General features: G+C 62.7%; 17 protein-coding genes and 1 tRNA gene. 11 read left to right on the top strand and 7 right to left on the bottom strand.

Annotated elements, in window-relative coordinates; translation table 11 throughout:
• The first annotated feature begins 64 nt into the window (after positions 1–64).
• The gene (gene ftsZ / locus KCG44_RS10465) at positions 65–1663 is read left to right on the top strand and encodes a cell division protein FtsZ (protein ID WP_439651446.1); all 1599 of its coding nucleotides are present in this window, start codon (positions 65–67) and stop codon (positions 1661–1663) included.
• Between the two features lie 226 nt (positions 1664–1889).
• A complete protein-coding gene (locus KCG44_RS10460; RefSeq protein WP_218446030.1) occupies positions 1890–3014 on the top strand; it encodes a CaiB/BaiF CoA transferase family protein in 1125 nt (374 codons plus the stop codon).
• Between the two features lie 4 nt (positions 3015–3018).
• Here the strand turns inward: KCG44_RS10460 and KCG44_RS10455 are convergent, their stop codons facing one another.
• The 3 genes from KCG44_RS10455 to KCG44_RS10445 are packed head-to-tail and all read right to left on the bottom strand — an operon-like array spanning position 3019 to position 5525.
• A complete protein-coding gene (locus tag KCG44_RS10455; protein ID WP_218446029.1) occupies positions 3019–3429 on the bottom strand; it encodes a DUF2497 domain-containing protein in 411 nt (136 codons plus the stop codon).
• 27 nt (positions 3430–3456) lie between these two features.
• Positions 3457–4872 (bottom strand): TolC family outer membrane protein, encoded by a 1416-nt coding sequence (locus tag KCG44_RS10450; protein WP_218446028.1) that lies wholly within the window; start codon positions 4870–4872, stop codon positions 3457–3459.
• A complete protein-coding gene (locus KCG44_RS10445) occupies positions 4872–5525 on the bottom strand; it encodes a protein-L-isoaspartate O-methyltransferase family protein (protein ID WP_218446027.1) in 654 nt (217 codons plus the stop codon). The genes KCG44_RS10450 and KCG44_RS10445 overlap by 1 nt, the downstream gene beginning before the upstream one ends.
• A 136-nt stretch (positions 5526–5661) precedes the next feature.
• Here KCG44_RS10445 and KCG44_RS10440 point away from each other — a divergent pair.
• Positions 5662–5735: transfer RNA gene (locus tag KCG44_RS10440), tRNA-Cys, on the top strand.
• An 81-nt stretch (positions 5736–5816) separates the two neighbouring features.
• On the opposite strand, the gene KCG44_RS10435 is transcribed toward KCG44_RS10440, so the two are convergent.
• The gene (locus tag KCG44_RS10435; RefSeq protein ID WP_218446026.1) at positions 5817–6569 is read right to left on the bottom strand and encodes an NAD-dependent epimerase/dehydratase family protein; all 753 of its coding nucleotides are present in this window, start codon (positions 6567–6569) and stop codon (positions 5817–5819) included.
• A gap of 229 nt (positions 6570–6798) precedes the next feature.
• Between KCG44_RS10435 and yghU the strand changes: the two genes are divergently transcribed.
• Entirely contained in the window at positions 6799–7683 is an 885-nt protein-coding gene (gene yghU, locus KCG44_RS10430; RefSeq protein WP_218446025.1) for a glutathione-dependent disulfide-bond oxidoreductase, read from the top strand.
• Positions 7684–7699: 16 nt separating this feature from the next.
• Here the strand turns inward: yghU and KCG44_RS10425 are convergent, their stop codons facing one another.
• On the bottom strand, positions 7700–8347 hold the full coding sequence (locus KCG44_RS10425; protein ID WP_218446024.1) for a GntR family transcriptional regulator: 648 nt from the start codon (positions 8345–8347) through the stop codon (positions 7700–7702).
• Between the two features lie 163 nt (positions 8348–8510).
• Between KCG44_RS10425 and KCG44_RS10420 the strand changes: the two genes are divergently transcribed.
• Genes KCG44_RS10420 through KCG44_RS10400 form a run of 5 tightly spaced genes read left to right on the top strand, consistent with a single transcriptional unit; the run spans position 8511 to position 13549 of the window.
• On the top strand, positions 8511–9395 hold the full coding sequence (locus tag KCG44_RS10420; RefSeq protein ID WP_218446023.1) for a phytanoyl-CoA dioxygenase family protein: 885 nt from the start codon (positions 8511–8513) through the stop codon (positions 9393–9395).
• Complete coding sequence (locus KCG44_RS10415) at positions 9392–10411, top strand: NADP-dependent oxidoreductase (RefSeq protein ID WP_218446022.1); 1020 nt, start codon at positions 9392–9394, stop codon at positions 10409–10411. Before KCG44_RS10420 ends, KCG44_RS10415 begins: the two co-directional genes overlap by 4 nt.
• Positions 10408–11220: an enoyl-CoA hydratase/isomerase family protein gene (locus tag KCG44_RS10410; RefSeq protein ID WP_218446021.1), complete on the top strand. Its 813-nt coding sequence runs from the start codon at positions 10408–10410 to the stop codon at positions 11218–11220. The genes KCG44_RS10415 and KCG44_RS10410 overlap by 4 nt, the downstream gene beginning before the upstream one ends.
• A gap of 1 nt (position 11221) precedes the next feature.
• Positions 11222–12388, top strand: a complete 1167-nt coding sequence (locus KCG44_RS10405; protein ID WP_218446020.1) for an acyl-CoA dehydrogenase family protein — start codon at positions 11222–11224, stop codon at positions 12386–12388.
• 15 nt (positions 12389–12403) lie between these two features.
• A complete protein-coding gene (locus tag KCG44_RS10400; protein ID WP_218446306.1) occupies positions 12404–13549 on the top strand; it encodes an acyl-CoA dehydrogenase family protein in 1146 nt (381 codons plus the stop codon).
• A 180-nt stretch (positions 13550–13729) separates the two neighbouring features.
• Here the strand turns inward: KCG44_RS10400 and KCG44_RS10395 are convergent, their stop codons facing one another.
• Positions 13730–14011 carry a hypothetical protein gene (locus KCG44_RS10395; RefSeq protein WP_218446019.1) on the bottom strand — a complete coding sequence of 94 codons (282 nt, stop codon included), beginning with the start codon at positions 14009–14011 and terminating at the stop codon, positions 13730–13732.
• A 2-nt stretch (positions 14012–14013) separates the two neighbouring features.
• A complete protein-coding gene (gene ygfZ / locus KCG44_RS10390; RefSeq protein WP_218446018.1) occupies positions 14014–14811 on the bottom strand; it encodes a CAF17-like 4Fe-4S cluster assembly/insertion protein YgfZ in 798 nt (265 codons plus the stop codon).
• A gap of 142 nt (positions 14812–14953) precedes the next feature.
• On the opposite strand from ygfZ, the gene KCG44_RS10385 reads away from it, so the two are divergent.
• On the top strand, positions 14954–17134 hold the full coding sequence (locus tag KCG44_RS10385; protein WP_218446017.1) for a TonB-dependent receptor: 2181 nt from the start codon (positions 14954–14956) through the stop codon (positions 17132–17134).
• Entirely contained in the window at positions 17134–18552 is a 1419-nt protein-coding gene (locus KCG44_RS10380) for an alkaline phosphatase (protein ID WP_218446016.1), read from the top strand. The genes KCG44_RS10385 and KCG44_RS10380 overlap by 1 nt, the downstream gene beginning before the upstream one ends.
• The last annotated feature ends 54 nt before the right edge of the window (positions 18553–18606 follow it).

The following is an 18606-nucleotide window of genomic DNA, read 5'->3' as shown; positions in this document are numbered from 1 at the left end:
ATTAGGGGATTCACGGCGAGTCGCGGAGTCGCTAGGGTTTTCGCACCGCATTTGAGGGAGCTGCATCATGGTCGAATTCGAGCGTCCGGAACTTACCGAACTGAAACCACGCATTTCGGTGATTGGCGTCGGCGGGGCTGGCGGAAACGCCGTGGCCAATATGATCGACAGCGGCCTCGAAGGCGTTGAATTCTGCGTCGCGAACACGGATGCGCAGGCGCTCGCCGCCAGCGCCGCGTCTGTCCGGCTGCAGCTGGGCCACAAGATCACGCAGGGGCTTGGCGCAGGTGCCCGGCCCGAGATCGGGCGAGCGGCCGCGGAAGAAAATGTGGACGAGATCGAAAGTGCGCTCGGCTCCTCCCACATGTGTTTCATCACGGCTGGCATGGGCGGCGGTACGGGCACGGGTGCAGCGCCCGTTATCGCGCAGCAGGCCCGCGAGCGCGGTATCCTGACCGTTGGGGTTGTGACGAAGCCCTTTAATTTCGAGGGCGCGAAACGCCAGCGTGCCGCGGAAGCCGGCATTGCCGAACTGCAGAAGCATGTCGACACGCTGATCGTCATTCCGAACCAGAACCTGTTCATGATCGCCAGCCCATCGACGACGTTCAAGGAGGCGTTTCAGATGGCCGATCAGGTGCTGCACCAGGGTGTGCGCGGCATCACCGACCTGATGATGATGCCCGGCCTCATTAATCTCGACTTCGCCGATGTGCGCACCGTCATGTCCGAAATGGGCAAGGCGATGATGGGCACCGGCGAAGCCGAGGGCGAAGGCCGTGCCATCGAGGCGGCGAACAAGGCGATTTCCAACCCGCTGCTCGACGAGGTATCACTGCGCGGGGCGAAGGCGCTCCTGATCAACATCACGGGCGGCGATGACATGGGTCTGATGGAGGTCGACGAGGCGGCCAATCACATCCGCGAAATGGTCGATGCCGATGCGAATATCATTTTTGGCAGCGCGTTCAATGCCGACCTGAACGGCAAGCTGCGCGTGTCGGTCGTGGCGACTGGCATTGACGCCGAAGCGCGGGCCGAAGCGGAATCCCTGCCAAGGCCCGGGGCGACGCGGCCCGCGTTCGGGAATGTGGCATCAGGCTTTGGCACCGTGACCGCAACGAGCGCCGCTGTATCGGACGCGCCCAAGGCGCAGCCCTCCGATACAGCCGCGGAGGTCGAGGCACACGAGGCACACGAGGCGCCCGAAGTGCCCGAGACGCTGGATGTCGCCGACGCCGATATGTTGGAGATGCCGGAACCGGTATCCGCCGAGGTGCCGACGGACAATGATGCAGACCTTCTGCCTGAAGCTGATGACGTGGCGGACATCGGCGCGGAAGATGAGCCCGCAATTTCAGCGGCGGACGCCCCATTGAACGAAACCAATGTCATGCGGCTGCGCGCCGAAGAACCGGAAACCGAACAGGAAGCGGTCGCCGAAGAGCGTCCCTATGCCGAGGATATTCGCCCTTCCCGCGAAGCTGAACCGGCACCGGAGCGCGGCCCGAGTCTGTTCGAGCGCATGACGTCCATCGGTAAGGGCAAAAGCGAGGCCAGGCGTGCACGCGAAGACCTGTTCCCATCGGACGCGAAGAAGGACAATGCAGGCGAAGACCCGCTGGAAATCCCCGCATTCTTCAAGCGTCAGGTGAACGACTAGGCCCTCCTGACGGCGGCGGCGATGGCGGCTTGCGCCGCCTTAAACGCCGCCGCCCGGCCGATCTGATCATGCCCGCCGATGATGATCGGTCGTGGCATGGTCGGCCATGTCCATGACCAGACCGAATGACGTCACGCTTGTTTGTGCACCTCACGCTAGCGGCAGTTGATCGCGCCGCTTGTTCGCGAGCAGGGTGGGTGCAGACCGCTTTTCAGGAGACAAGCATATGCCCGGACCCCTTACCGGCCTTCGCATCATCGAAATGGCGGGCATTGGCCCGGGTCCGTTCTGCGGCATGATGCTGGCGGATCACGGCGCCGAGGTGATCCGGATCGATCGGCCCGGCGCGCGGCCCGAGCCCGTGCTTGGGCGCAACCGCCGGTCTGTGGTTATCAATGTGAAGACGCCCGAGGGGGTCGATACGATCCGGAAGCTGGCCGCCTCCGCCGACGGGTTCTTCGAGGGGCTGCGGCCGGGCGTCATGGAGCGACTGGGCCTGGGGCCGGACGTTCTCATCGGTGACAATCCAAAGCTTGTTTACGGCCGCATGACGGGCTGGGGCCAATATGGTCCCTATGCCAACTCGGCGGGGCATGACATCAACTACATTGCCCTGTCGGGTGCCCTGCATGCCTATGGGCGCAGGGGCGAAAAGCCGACACCGCCCATAAACATGGTCGGCGATTTCGGCGGCGGCGGCATGATGCTTGCCTTTGGTATGGTGTCGGCACTTTTGCACGCGGCAAAGACCGGCGAGGGACAGGTTATCGACGCGGCGATGACGGATGGCTCGGCGGTTTTGATGGGCATGATCTGGGGCATGCGCGGCAGCGGCATGTGGCCGGGTGAGCGCGGGACGAACCTGCTGGATACCGGCGCGCATTTCTATGACACCTATGAGACGTCGGATGGCAAATACGTCTCCATCGGGTCGATTGAGCCGAAATTTTATGCCGAGCTGCGCCGCCTTGCCGGACTGGAAAACGATGCGGATTTCGACGCGCAGATGAACCCCGCCAGCTGGCCGCCGCTGAAACAGAAACTGACGGCGCTGTTCATGACCAGGACCCGCGATGAATGGGATACGCTGATGGCGCAGACGGATGTCTGCTTTGCGCCCGTTCTGTCGATGGAAGAGGCGCCGTCGCATCCGCACAATGTGACGCGCGAGACCTTTGTCGATGTCGGCGGCATGATGAATCCGGCGCCGGCACCGCGCTATTCCGTGACGCAGGTGCAGACGCCGGAAGCGCCGCCCGCGACGGGAAGTTCAACGCGCGATGTTCTGGCGGAAGCCGGGCTGAGCGACGCGGAAATCGACGCGCTTTACGAAAGGAAAGCCGTCGGCTGAGCCATTATCGCTTTGTAATGTGATGGATCTGTTCGGCGACCATGCGCTCGACAAGGTCCGGCAGGTGAGCGTCCAGCCATTCCTGCAGCATCGGGCGCAGCATGTCCCTGACAACGCCCTCAAGCGTATTGTCGCTGCCCGCATATCCTCGCATAAGCGTCGTTTCGAGCGTTGCCGCCGTCACTGGCGCGGCGCTGGCGGCGCTGTCCGAAGCCGGGGCGCGTGCGGCTTCGGCGAGACGCTGAAGGTCTGCATGCACGTCTTCTGCCGTGCCCGGGGTATCGCGGCTGGCCATCGCCTCGGCCACGGTCCCCGGTTCGCGCCGCTCGTCGACCTCTCCGCCATCGGCGATCAGGGTGCGGATCGATGCCAGGATGTCGTCGACCGACTGGTCTGACCTGGGCGGCGGGCTCATATTGTGATCCTGCCCATATCGTGAATGTCAGTCTTCCGTCTCGGCAGGCAATACCGCGGTGCTCAGCGGCTGGGCGTCGAATTCCGCCGCCCAGTCGAACCAGCGGTCATCCGCACGGTCCAGATATTGTTCCGCGTTATAAAGCGCGACGGGAACGTCGAGATTCTTCACTTCTGCGCGGCCTGTTGCTGCGAGCAGCGAATAGCCTGCGACATAAGCATTGCGTTCCGCGCGAACGAGCTGCACCTGCGCGTTCAGCAATTCCTGTTCCGCATTCAGTACGTCGAGGATATTGCGCGTGCCGACGGTCTGCTCCGCCCGTGTGCCTTCCAGCGCAAGTTCGTTCGCTTCGACAGCGACGCTCGCGGCCTGGATCGTGGCACGCGCGCTCAGCAGATTTTCAAAAGCGGTACGGACATTGGCGATAGCCTGCCGTTCAGCGGCGGTTGCATCCTCGCGCAGCTGATCAGCGCGCGCCTTCGCACTGCGGATCGCGCTGCCCTGCTGACCGCCCTGATAAATTGGAATGGTCAACCGTGCGCCGATATTCTGCGTGAATTCGACGTTCGAAAATCGGATGCCACCGATCTGGTTGTTGAGGCCGCGAAAGTTCGTGTAGCCGACGGAGAAGGTGGCGTCGAGGCTCGGCAGGCGGGCACCGCGTGCGGAGCTGACCGAATAGCGTGCGGACTGTTCCGCGAGCTTTGCCGAATTTACGAAAGGGCTTTCGGCAAGCGCGAGATCGACCGCCTGTTCCGGCGTGCCGGGCAGAACGGGCAGCGGCGGTGGTGGCTGCAGGTTCACGGGCTCATTGCCGACAATGCGGCGATAAGCGTGGCGGCTCGCTTCAAGGTTGGCCTGTGCGGAGATGAGCTGGCTGCGGGCAAGGGCAAGGCGGGCATCCGACTGCGCCACGTCGGTGCGGGTCACGTCGCCAACCTCGAATCGGTCAGTGGACGCCTGAAGCTGCTGCTCAAGCACGCTGACATTGCCCTGCGTCAGCTCGACTTCCGACTGGTTGCTCAGCACGTCCAGATAGACGGTGACGGTATCGAGGATAAGCTGGTTTTCCGTCGCGCGCAGGCGTTCACGGCCAGCGAGCACGCTCTTATCGGCGGCGCGGATGTTGTTGATCGTCTGCCCGCCGCGCCAGACCGGCTGACTGAGCTGGATCTGCGAGTTGAACAGGCGGCTCTGATCGTCAAAACGGCCTGGTGACGTCGTCTCCTGATCCAGGACGGAGGTACTGCTGATGGTTGGACGAATACCGGCCTTTGCGCGCACCAGCTCTTCATCCGTCAGCCGCTGACCGGCGCGGGCCGCCGTGATGTCAGGATTCGTTGCATAGGCCGACGCAATGGCCTCGCGCAGCGTTTCCGCCTGCACCGGGAGCGCCATTGCACATGTCAGAAGAAGGGCGATGGGGGTCGCGCGAATGGACATTAAAATACAAATTCCCGTGCTTTTGCGAAGCCCGGCAGGGCCGGCGCTTCCAGATCCATGAAAAACGACCAGCCGACATGGCCGCCGAAAACGCGGCCGATACCAGCGCGAGGGACGCCTTCGTCCACGAGAATGGCGGAAATGCGGCCGCCCTCGACGACTTGCGCTAACAGTGTCTCCGGAAGGGTCTCGATCATGCCCTCGATCAGAATGAGGTCGAACGGCGCGAACGACGCTGCGCCTTCAATGAGGGGGCCGTGAACGACATTGACGCCCGGTCCAGGGGTGAAGGCGGCGGCGAGCGCTTCCTCTTCAAGCACGGTGACATGTGCCCCAAGATGAGAAATGATAGCGGCGGAGTAGCCGGTGGTCCCGCCGACGATCAGCACGTTCTGGCCAGGGCGGATGTGCGCCTCACTGACAAGACGTCCCAGTGTCAGCGGGGCGACCAGATAACGGCCTGGTGCGACTTCGATTTCCTCATCGGAATAGGCGAGCGATGCACGTTCGGCCGGAACATAGTCTTCGCGAGGTACGGTTTCGAAAGCGGTGACGACGAGCGGTTCGGTCACACTATTCGGGCGAAGCTGGCTGTCGACCATGGCACGGCGCATCTGCGCGAAATCCGGGCCGGCGGGAAGGGAGGTCGTCACGGATAGTCCTTTAATGGTTCACAGGTGACATAGCTGAATAATACAGCTACCGGCAAGAGCCAATTTGAGCGTTCCTCTAAGCGTTTCGGTTGCGCTCGCCAAGCCGCGCTGATAGAGGCCTGCTTCCCGCTTACGAGGCCCGATGGCGGAGTGGTTACGTAACGGACTGCAAATCCGTGTACGCCGGTTCGATTCCGGCTCGGGCCTCCATCTTTTCCTGAACGAAAAGCGTGATTTTCCCTGAATCATCGCGGCCCTTCATGACTGGTCTGAATGGCCGGGTCCGGGCGGTCAGGAATGCGGGGCTTCCGCAGCTGTTTGTGCCCTATGGGGCAGGTTTCTGCCGCGCCAGCGGAACTGCATCTGCCGTACCTGCCGGTTCGGAAAGATCGCGCGCCGCTCCGGCGCGATGGTATCGATGGCGCGAAAGGACGTCCTCAGCGGGTGCAGTGCGGCAAGAATCAGCCGCGCGAGATCGTCCGCGCCGGTCCACATGCCCGCCGGTACGTCATCGCGCGAGACACTGACCTGGCCGATGCGAAGACAGGTGACCTGCATGCCGAACTTTTCCGCGTACATACGGGCAACCAGCTCTCCAGCGGCTTTCGAAGCCGCGTGGTGATTGTCGGGACGGAAGGGCGCGCCTGCTGGCAGCTGTGCCGTATCGCGGAAAAAGCCGCGCGCGCCGATGCTGCTGGCGTAGACGACGCGCTTGATTCCCTTCGCCTGCGCGGCGGCGAAGACATTGGCCGTCCCCTCGATATTCATCTTCACAAGATCAGGCCACGTCGCGTCTTCCGCCAGTCCGCCAAGGTGAATGACCGCCTCCGCCTTCGTCATGGCGGGCGTCAGGACGTCGGCATCCTCCAGCTTGACGTGCATCGGCGTCTCGCAGGGCAGAAAGACCGTGACCGGACGGACATCGAGCAGTCGCAGCTCCCGGCAGTGAGCGGCCAGGAGCGGGCGCACGAGTGTCGCAACGCGTCCGGCCGCGCCGGTCATGACAACGGTGCCGAATGTCGGTGCGAGCGTTCCGCGTTTCATGGCGTTTCCTGCTCCATGGTGCGCGCGATGATACGGCGCGATGCTTTACCAAAGTTTTACCGAACGCAAATGCGAAAATCCATGGCATCGGCGGTAGAATGGACAGTCAAGTATGTAACCAGCGTGGCCCCGACCACGAACGCTATCGTGCATTTTTCTGATAAGTTGCGACATGCGCGGCGCTCGGGCATGCCGGGCGCCGAAATCCAAACCGCCTGGGAGCCAGTACATGACCGCCGATCTGCCCGATTACACGCCGCCTGCCGTCTGGAAATGGAACAAGGATAATGGCGGCCAGTTTGCGAGCATCAACCGGCCGATCGCCGGTCCTACGCACGACAAGGATCGCCCGGTCGGAGATCACCCGCTACAGCTTTATTCGCTGGGCACGCCGAACGGCGTGAAGGTCACCGTCATGCTGGAAGAACTGCTGGCGCTCGGCCATGAGGGCGCGGAATATGATGCCTGGCTGATCAATATCGGCGAGGGCGACCAATTCTCGTCGGGTTTTGTGGAGGCGAACCCGAATTCCAAGATTCCCGCCCTGATGGACCATTCGGGAGAGGGGCCACCGCAGCGGGTGTTCGAATCCGGCTCGATCCTGTTGTACCTCGCTGAAAAGTTCGGCGCCTTCATTCCGCGGGATCATGCCGCGCGGACGGCGTGCATGTCATGGCTGTTCTGGCAGATGGGCAGCGCGCCCTATCTGGGCGGCGGGTTCGGCCATTTTTACGCCTATGCCCCGGTGAAGATCGAATATTGCATCGACCGGTTCGCCATGGAGGTGAAGCGGCAGCTTGATGTGCTTGACCGGCACCTGGCTGATAATCGCTATATGGCGGACGAAATGTATACCATAGCCGATATGGCGATCTGGCCGTGGTACGGCGCGCTGGTGAAGGGGATGGTCTACGATGCGGCCGAGTTCCTGCAGGTGCATGAATATAAGAACGTCATCCGCTGGACCGATGAGATCGCCGCGCGTCCGGCCGTGAAACGCGGCCGGATGGTGAACCGGGTGTTCGGCGACCCGTCAACACAGCTGCACGAGCGGCACGATGCTGCGGATTTCGAGACCAAAACGCAGGATAAGCTGAACCCGGGCGCGGCGTAGCTGTTCCCGGTTGGGGCTATGCCGTCCCGTCCTGCTGGAATTTTGCGAGCGCGTGATAGGCGCGCCGGATGTGTCCGGTCATCACCGACCGGGCCCATTCGGGATCGCGCAGCGACATCGCCGTTATGAGGTCGGCATGTTCGCTGTGACTGCGTTCGAAAAGGGCGCGGTCATATCGGTGTACCGTTGCCCGCACCAGCGGCTGCTCGACCAGCAGGCCGATCATGATCGCGGTGCGTTCGGATGCCGCCGCCTCCAGAATGATATCGTGGAACAGGCGGTTTGCGGACAGAAAAGCCGCTACGTCCGGCTCCGCTGAAACGGCCAACGCGATCCGGTCGTTGCATGCCCTCAGCCGGGCAAGGTCGCCGTCGCTGATGCGGGCGGCGGCGCGGGCGGCGGCGTGCCCTTCCAACATGGCCCTCAAGGTAAAATGCTCGCTCAAATCGGAAAGATCCCAGTCACGCACCGACAGGCGGCCCGTCGCTGACCGCGCGATCAGCCCTTCGGCCTCCAACTGACGAAGCGCCTCGCGGACGGGTGTGCGGCTGACGCCGGCGATCTCGGCCAGCGCGGCTTCGGTCAGCGCTTCGCCAGGTTCGAGCCGACCTGCCAGAATGGCGGTGTGTATGCCGGAATAGGCGCGGGCGGCGGCGGTTGTCATGGCAGGATCCTAGCAGATCAGCGTTCATGGCATCAACGGCGCGCGCCGCCTGATCGGCGTGAAGGCCGATAGGGAGTCCGATAGGGAGGCCGGCGTGAATTTCCGGTCGCACTCACAGATTGCATGGTGGGTGGAGGGCAGGCGGGGCGCTAGGGTGGCGTCCATGCCCGCCCTTACACATTTCGCGCCGGACGCCCCTATTGAGGATATGATGGCCGTGCTTGCGCGTGATGCGGGCCTTATCATCGATGCCGCGATTCCGGAGGATCTGACGGATCAGGCGCGGGACGAGATTTTTGGTCTGATGGGTGCTGATTCCCTGGGAAAGGACGATTTCGTCGGATTCAAAACGCGCCGTGTCGGTTCGCTCATGGCGCGCTCGCCCGCATGTAGGGCGCTGGCGATGCACAAGGCTGTGCGTGCGCTGGCCGGGGCCTTTCTGAAGGATCATTGCGACGATTATCAGCTTCATCTGACGCAGGCCGTCGCCATTGGTCCGGGCGAGGGCGGCCAGATGCTGCACCGCGACCGCGGTGTGTGGGGCGGTTATATCCCGCGCCGGATCGAGACGCAGTTTTCCACCAATTGGGCACTGACGGATTTTACAGAAGAGAACGGCGCCACGGCGGTCGTGCCAGGCTCGCATCTGTGGGAAGGCAAGCGCCAACCAAGGCCCGACGAAATCGCCCATGCCGAAATGAAGGCGGGCTCGGTACTGATTTTCACCGGCACCGTTATTCATGGCGGCGGCGCGAACAGGACGGACCGCGACCGGCTGGGCGCGCTGCTGCACTATGCGCCCAATTGGCTGCGGCAGCAGGAAAACCAGTATCTCAGCTGTCCGCCGGATGTGGCCGCCACGCTGGCGCCTGAACTGCGCCGCCTGATGGGATATACGAAGGCCAGTCCTGTCTGCGGGTTTTATTCCGCACATGACGGCGCGCCGGGGCAGGAACTCGCCCCGCCCGAGGCGCTGTTCGGCGAAGATGAAACGGCGCTGGGCATGATCGGCGATTCTGAAAGCCTGCTCGAACGGACCAAAAGATGACTTACCGCTATGTGGCGCTCGCGCGTTATTGCGACGGCCTGCCCGTCGAAGATGATTTTGCCATTCACGAAGGGCCTGTACCGGTGCCCGGGGACGGGCAGTTCCGGGCCCGGCATATCTGGAACTCGGTCGATCCGGGTACCCGCTCGCGCCTGTCGGGCAGTGATACCTATGCCGCGGCGCAGACGCTGGGGAAACCGATGGATGGGTTTTCCGTCGGTGTGATCGAGGAATCGAAGCACCCTGACTGGCCCGAAGGCACTCAGATCTTTTTCGCGGGCGGCTGGCGAACGCACAGCATTCTGAATGGCAAGGGCTTTATCGGCAAGGTGCAGGAGGCCGGTCTGCCGCTTTCCACCTGGATCGGCGTGCTGGGCGTGCCGGGCCTGACCGCGTGGTTTGGCACCAGGGAGATCGGGCGGTTTCGTGAAGGCGACCGCGTGCTGATCAGCTCGGCGGCCGGTCCGGTTGGCGCAACCGCTGGCCAGCTGGCGCGGGCCTGGGGCGCATCGCGCGTCGTGGGCATTGCCGGTACGGCGGAAAAGTGCGCATGGCTGACCGAGGAAGCGGGGTTTGACGCGGCAATCAACTACAAGGCTGTCGATGATCTCGATGCCGCCATCGCCGAGAACATGCCGGAGGGTGTCGACCTGCTGTTCGACAATGTCGGCAACCGCATGATCGACCGCGTGCTCCCCAGGATGCGATACAAGGGGCGTATCTGCGTCTCGGGACAGGTGGCGGATTACAGCGTCGCGCCAGCCGAGCGCGATGGCATCCGCAATACAATGCCCTTCATCACGCATCAGGTGAACATGCAGGGGCTCGTGGTCTTCACCTTCGCCAAGGGGTTTGCCGAGGCGCTGACCGGCATGGCGAAGATGATCCATGCGGGCCAGTTGAAGCTGAAGGAAGAGCGGTTCGAAGGGCTGGACGCGATGCCATCCGCCTTTTGCGGCCTGTTCCGCGGTGAGAATTTCGGACGCCGGGTCGTCCGCGTAGGGGATGAGACATGAGCCGCGAATTCCATATCGAAGCGCAGGATTATTCCCGGTTCACCTTTAGCCGCGACGGCCGCATTCTGACCGCGTGGATTACCTCCGATCATCCGGTCAACGGTGTCGACGAGCCGATGCATGAGGAGCTTGCGCGGGTCTTCACCGACCTGCAGCGCGATACCGGTAGCGATATTATCATTCTGGCCGCGAAGGGGCGCGCGTTTTGCGCCGGGGGCGATTTCGACTGGTTTCAGGAGCAGGTGGATCATCCCGAGCGGTTTCGCGACATCGCCTGGGACGCGAAGCGCATCGTCTCGTCACTGCTGGACATGGAAAAGCCGATCCTGTGCCGTCTGCACGGCGCGGCGGCGGGACTGGGTGCGACGATTGCGCTGCTATGCGACATCATCGTTGCTGACGAAACCGCGAAGATCGGTGATCCCCATGTGAAGGTCGGTCTGGTCGCGGGCGACGGCGGTACGCTGATCTGGCCGCAGCTCATCGGCTTTGCGCGCGCGAAAGAGCTGCTGATGACGGGCGATATGCTGACGGGGGCGGAGGCAAAGGACCTCGGCCTCGTCAATCATGCCCTGCCCGCAGATCAGGTCGATGCAAAACTTGGCGAGATCATCGGCAAGCTGACCGCCAATCCGAAATGGGCCGTGCGCTGGACCAAGACGGTGACCAACATTCCGCTGCGCGCACTGATGGCGCAAGTGATGGATGCCGCGATTGGCTGGGAAAGCGTGTCGAACACGCTGGAGGACCGCCGCGAGGCTGTCGCCGCCATGGCCGGGAAGCGCGCGCCGAAGTTCACGGGCGAATGATATGATCTCCGCGACCTTCGCCCCAGAGGCCGATCATATCACCGAACTTCGCCGCCAGCTTTCGCGTTTCGTGGCGGAGAAGATGCCGCGTGAGAAACGGCGGGAGTGGGACGTTAATCACACCTGGCCGCGCGATCTGTTCCGGGAAATCGCCGACATGGGCTTGATCGGCCTGACGATCCCGGAAGACTATGGCGGGCTGGGACAGGATTTGATGGCCGCCACCGCCGTTCTGGAGGAACTGCAGCAGGGCGGGCCGTTCGTGACGGGGCCCTTTATCCATGCCGCATTTTATGGCGGAATGAACATATCGGAGAATGGGTCGGCGGCGCAGAAAGCCGCGATGCTGCCGAAGATCGCGGCGGGCGAAATGCTGCTGTGCTACGGCCTGTCCGAACCCGATGTGGGCGGTGACCTTGCAAGCGTGGGCACGACGGCGGTGCGCAGGGAGGGCAGGATCGTCATCAACGGCGCGAAGCGCTGGTGCACGGGTGCGGACTGGTCGGACTATATCTACTGTCTTGCCCGTTCAGGCGAAAAGGAAGAGCGCCATCGCAACCTGAGCTTCCTGCTGATTCCCACGGATGCGCCCGGTGTGTCGATGAGGCCCATCGAGCATTCGAACTTGCGCTACACGGCGTCGATGGATGTGCATTTCGACGATGTTGAACTGGATGACAGCGCGATCGTCGGCGGACCGGAAAAATGGAATCAGGGCTGGGGCATGCTCGCCGGGCGCGCGCTCGATGTCGAGAAGATCGAGATCACGGCCGTCGCCTTTGGAACGGCGCGCGCCGCGGTCGAGGAGGCATGGCAGTATGCGCAGGAGCGCGAACAGTTTGGCCGCCCCATCGCGCAGCATCAGGCCATCGCGCACAAGCTGATCACGGCACGTACGAAGCTGCAGGCGGCGCGGCACATGCTGTATCACGGTGCGTGGCTGGCCGATCAGGGGCGGCCCTGCGCCATCGAGACGTCGATGGCGAAGCTGTTCGTGGCGGATACCGGCGTGGAAATCGCCCTCATCTGCCAGCAGGTGATGGGCGCATACGCCCTCAGCGATGCCTATGACATGGACAGGCATGTGCGTGACCTGCTCGGTATGCCCATCGTCGGCGGGTCGAGCGATATGCAGAAGAATAATCTGGCCAAGATGATGCGGCTTTAAAGGATCTTAGCGATGATGGATGCCGACAGTTTCACCGCGTTCCATGAGCAGCTGCACCGCTGGGTGCGCGAACGGCTGGTGCCTGCGGAAACGGAGGTCATCCGTATCAATCGCGTGCCCGATGACATCCGCGCGGAAATGGCCGATATGGGTCTGTTCGCGATCACCACGCCGGAGGAATATGGCGGCGCGGGCATGTCGATCTCGCAATATATCGCGACCATGCAGGAAATCAGCTGGGCCGCGCCCGCGTTCCGGTCATTGCTGTCGATTAATGTCGGCATGGTGACGACGTCGCTGAAGGGTGGCACGGATGCGCAGAAGGCGGAATGGCTGCCCAAAACGGCGGGCGGCATGGTCGCCGCTTTCGCATTGACCGAGCCCGATAGTGGCAGCGATAGTGCGGGCCTGAAAACCCGTGCGGTGAGGGACGGCGATCATTATGTCCTGAACGGCACGAAGCGTTATATCACCAACGCGCCCTTTGCCGACATGGTGATCGTCATGGCGCGGACCCATGTAGAGGCGCTGCCGAAGAACGCGCATATCAGCGCCTTTATCGTGCCTGTCGACACGCCCGGGGTCACCATTGGTGCACCGGATGAAAAGATGGGCCAGACCGGTGCGCAGATCGCCGATGTCATCATGGAGGAAGCGCGCATTCCCGCCGACTGCCTTTTGGGCCGTGAAGAGGGGCGCGGGTTTCAAACCGCCATGCAAAGCCTTGACAATGGACGTCTTTCTATCGCCGCCTGCTCCGCCGCCTATGCCGCGCGCGCACTCGACAGCGGCCTGAAATACGCAACGGAGCGCAAGGCGTTCGGCGAGCCCATTGCGGGCTTCCAGCTTATCCAGGCGATGCTGGCCGATTCGAAGGCGGAAATCTACGCCGCCGAATGCATGATCCGCGACGCCTGCGCAAAGGCGGACACCGGCGCGCGCGTCACGCTGGAAGCGAGCTGCGCCAAGATGTTCGCGTCGGAAATGTGCGGCCGCGTCGTCGACCGAGTCGTGCAGATCTACGGCGGCGCAGGCTATCTGAAGGAATATGACGCCGAGCGCTTCTTCCGCGACGCCCGCCTCTACCGCATTTACGAGGGGACCACGCAGATCCAGCAGCTGGTCATCGCGAAGCAGATGCTGCGCGCCATGGACGGCTAGGGGCGCCGCCCCCGGAACCCGTTATCCCGGCTTTTGCTGGAATGACGGGTTCCAGATATGCGGCGATATCGCGCCGCCAATGACTACCAGGTGATCATCACGAAAAACGCCACCATGACGACGATCATCGTCCCCAATACGGTGACCAGGCGCTTGTCCTTTAGCGGATCGGGTTTCTTTCTAGCCAATGCCGGTCGCCGGGTCGCTGGCTTCCAGATGGTCGGCGATTTCCTTCGCTTCTTTCAAACCACAGCGCGTGCGGCTGCGGACTTCCCTGATCGCGTCGATTTTCCTGCCCTCCTTGATAAGCGTCGAGACATGCAGCCGGTCCTCCGTACGCATCTGCGCGGCGGCACGCGCTGCCGCCTCCGGGTCCGCGGGAACCTGCCCCCGCTTTGTCCACCAGACGCCAAAGCCGAATCCGGCGCCGAAAATGGCGAAGGCGTAGAGAACGCCATCCATGTCTAGCCTTTCCCCTCTCGCGGCAGCCAGTCCGGCCAGCGCACGTCAACATCGTGATCGCCAAGTGTCAGCGGCGCGTCCGACATTTCCAGCCGCAGATGCGCCATGCCGAGCCATTCGCCATCCACTTCGGCGGCGCTCGTCAACGTTCCGGCGGCTTTCCCTTGGGCGACAATTTCCGTTTCATCTTCGGGCGCGCCGGAAAGCGTCACGGGCAGGATCCGTTTCCGGACCTTGCCGCGATAATTCATACGCGCGGTGTTTTCCTGTCCGACGAAGCAGCCTTTGGTGAAATCGACGCCGTTCAGAAGGTCGGCGCCCGATTCAAGCCACATGAGCCTGTCCGCCTCGAAATCGACGCTGTCCGGAATGCCCGTGGCAATCCGGTGCGCGTGATAATCCGCCAGTTCGCCTGTCACCGTCTCGACAGCGGCGTGCCAGCGTTTCCCAAGGGCGGGACTGCGCGGATCGTCGGGTCTGACCAGCAGCGGGTCGCCCCAGCCCGCAAACATCTGCTGGCGGCTGTCGCCAATATCGATCTTTTGCCGCAACCGGTACCGTTTCAGGGCCGCCATTGCCGCGTCATAGCGCTGGGCTGGCAGGTCGAGCAGCAACTCCTCGCCGACGCCGCCCTGACCGCCCGCGAATATGAACATGTCCGCCAGATATTTGCCCTGAGCGCTCAGCAGTCCGGCCCAGAGGCTATGCCCGGACGTGACCTTTGTGACGTCCGTGGTGACAAGCCCGTTCAGAAACGCGGCAAGCGAACCCTCCGCGCCTTCCGGAGCATGCAAGCGCATGACTTTACGATCGGACAGATGAACAAGCATGGCGGCAGGCTAGCGCATTGCGGCGGACAATGGAAAGGGCGCGGCGCGGGCCTTGTGTCATTATGCCATTCGGGTATCAGGAGCAGACCCCCATCTGCACCACAGGATCAGCATGATACGTCTTCGCACATTGCTTTTCATTTGCGCCTCTGCGCAGGCTTCCGCCGCGCTGGCGCAGCAGGCGGAAAACACTGAATTGCCGCCGGTAAACACCAATCCCGCGGTGACCGTCTTTGACGAGGATCTGCGCGAAGTGCGCTATTTGCAGGACCCGCAGGAAATTCTGCGCCATGTGCCCAATGCTGCGGCTGTGACCATGCCGGGCTTTGGATCCGGCAACGTCTATACGATTCGCGGACTGCGGGATGTCGGTACATATGTGGACGGGGTTCGGCTGGACAGGATCGAGGCCAATCATGTCGGTCTGTTCCACGCCGACGAAATCGCTGTCGCACGCGGGGCGATGCCGCTGACACATGCGCGTCCCGCCGCGGATGGCGGCGTGCATGTCCGCCTGCGCCGCCCGGGCACGAAAACGCGGGGCCGGTTCGAGGGGCTCTACGGCGAATTCGACCGCCTTGGCTTTCGGGGATCACTGGATGCGATCTCTGCGAACAAGGCGTTTGGCGTGACGTTCGGCGGGTATTACGAAACGTCGGACGGCCCCGTCCGGAACCTGACGACTGGTGAAGATCCCAATGGTCAGGACCGCTGGGGCGGGCGCATGGCCGTGCGGATTTCGCCCTCGGACAGCATCGACTGGCACATTGGCGCTGCCGTGATGCACGACGAGACGCTGAACCTGCTGTCATTTGATTGCGGCGACAGGTGCGACGACCGCTTTGCGACGACCGGCTTTACGGCAGTCCAGCCCGACCGCCTGAATCCCTTTGGCGGCGCCGGTGTCTCCGGTGACAAGTCCCGGCTGGGCCTTGGCAATGAAGCGAACACCATGCTGCTGACATCGGACTTCGAATGGCGCGGCGAGACCATCGCGCTGTCGCTGGTCACCGGGTTCGTGGACACGGACCATGAGTCGGCGATCGATTTCGGAGATGGACGCACGACGCCAGTTCCCGGCCGTCCGCTGCCGCCCGAAGACGCCTTCGCCTTTGGCGGCAATGTCCGCATCGCCGATGAAAGCCTGACAGAGGTGAGCCAGGATATCCGCCTGTCGGGGAAAATATCCGACCGTCTCGGCTGGACCATCGGCGCCGCGCTCTACGAACGGAAGGCGCGGGGCGAAATCGCGAACCTGTTCACTTTGTTCATAGACGGGGACGAGACCAGATATCTGCAGTCCGACCGCGCTTATGATGCCAGATTGCGGGGCCGGGCGGCCTATGCCGGACTGGATTATATCGGGGACGATGCGTCATTGTCATTCGGTCTGCGCTACGCGGACGAGGATGCCGATTTTCAGGCGCGCGGTCTGCTGGGCCCCTGCGAGGTCTGCGCGGATACGCCGCTCCCGGTGCCGCCGCCTTTCAATACGCCGCTGACGGAATTGTCGGACGGTATTCTCACCGGCTACCTCTCCGGCCGACTGGGTCTGGGGCCGGAAGCGGCTTTGTTCGCCTCGGTCAGGCGCGGTTTTGCATCCGCCATTGACCGGCGCGAGGCCCGGTTCAGTTCATCCGCGCCATTATTGGCACCGTCAAAGCGCTGGAGTTATGAAGGCGGGATCGAGACGGGATTGTTCGGTGGCGGGCTGAACCTCAGGCTGACGGGTTTTTACCTGGAGGCTTCGGATGTTAGCATCGATGGGCCGCGCCCGGCGGACCGTGGTTTCGAAAGCGGACCGTTCGATTTCAGCAATTATGGCGCGGAGGCGGAAATCACCGCCCAGCCCTTGCCGAACCTGAACCTGTACGGGACGTTCGGGTGGCAGAATGCCGAATATGATGACGATATGCTGGACGCCGACGATCGTGATGAGGCGATCGTTCCGGTTCTGGCACCGGACCTGACAGCCAGCGGCGGCATATCCTATGACTGGTATGTCGCGAAAGCGGAGAGCTTCATTACCCCCTCCATCGGCTTCACATATCGCGGCGATATGGAAATCGACCATCGCAATTTTCTCTTCTTCACCACGGACGGCGTTCAGCGCGCCGATGCGCGGGTTCTGGTCGATGCGGGTCTGTCGCTCCGCACGGACGATGACTGGTGGATCGTCTCCATCGAATGCGACAATTGCCTTGACGAAACCTATGTGGACAGCGGTGCTCTTGGCTATGCATATCTGGGCCAGCCGCGCACCTGGACATTCCGCGCACGAAGGAAATTCTGATGCTGAAATGGATATTCCCGCTCGTAATTCTGGCGGCGCCCGCGGCGGCGGCCGATCATAGGCCAAAGAATGTCATTGTTATGATCGCCGACGGCGCGGGCTATAACATGCTGGCCTCGACGCGCTACTGGCTGGGCGCTCGCCTGGTTGCGGACGGCCCGGAATGGCAGCGCGCGGCAATGGCGACCTATGCCCTGCGCCGGGACGGGAAGGGCGCTGGCCAGGATGACAGCCTGATCTACACGAGCGAGAAGGCGTGGGACACACGGCCGATGGCGGGCCAGTCCAAATGCGCCGACGAATATGCCGCCGGTTATGTTGGCTATGAATGGCACCGCTGCAGCTATCCAGACAGCGCAGGCACGATGTCCGCAATGATGACCGGCGTACGCACATATAATGGCGCGGTGAATGTCGATGGCGAGCAACAGGCGGTCACGTCTCTTGCCGAAACCGCCAAAGCGAGTGGGCGCATGACCGGCACGATCAGCAGCGTGCCCTTCAATCACGCCACGCCTGCTTCTGGCGGCGGCGCGCATAACATCGCGCGCGGCAATTATAATGAAATCGCCCATGAGATGCTGACCTCGGATACGCTCGACCTCATCGCTGGCGGCGGCAGCCCGGACCATGATCATCGCGCGCAGCTGGTGGCGGCCGATGCCGATGACGACAGGCGCTACGAATATATCTCGAAGGAAGACTGGGCCGCCGTGAAGGACGGGTCGTTCGGCTGGAAGCTCGTGCAGGACCGCGCGGAGGTGCAGGATATGTCGACCTTTGGCGGCGATGAACGCATCATGGTCGTGGCGAAGGTCATGGCAACATTGCAGGCACGGCGCTGGACAGATCCGGAACTCGATCGCGCGACCTATGCGCCGGGACAGACCGGGCTGATCGAAACCGTTCCCACGCTGACCGAACTCACTCAAGGCGCGCTGACCCATCTGGACCGCCAGCAGGGGTTTTTCCTGTCGATCGAGGGCGGTGCGGTCGACTGGTCGATGCATGCCAACATCCTCGGCAGCGCGATTGAGGAATATGTCGACTTCAACAACGCCGTCCGCGTCGTGTCGGCATGGCTTGACGATCCGGCAACCCTCGCGAACTGGGACAATACGCTGGTTATCGTCACAGCCGACCATGACCACATGCTGTTCGGTCCCGATGCGGATCACCCGTACCAGCCGGTGACCAACCGCGGTGCGGGTGCGCTTCCCGGCCATAAATGGTGGTCGGGCTCGCATTCCAGCCAGCTGGTGCCGTTCTTTGTTCGGGGCAAAGGCGCGGAACAGCTGATCGAACAGGCGGACGAGGTGGACGTGGTGCGGTCGCGGGATGGGCAGACACGCGGACGCGGCAGATATCTTCACCAGAATGAGATGGGCCGGACCCTGATGGGGCTGCTGGGACGCTGACAGGCCTGTCTGTCTGGATAAGTGTTCATTGACCTGACCGGCGTGCGCCGCGAC

It is taken from the genome of Pacificimonas pallii, assembly GCF_019204005.1.
Lineage (GTDB): Bacteria > Pseudomonadota > Alphaproteobacteria > Sphingomonadales > Sphingomonadaceae > Pacificimonas > Pacificimonas pallii.
The sequence above is the reverse complement of the archived record's forward strand: the minus strand, read 5'-3'. Positions and strand labels throughout refer to the sequence as shown.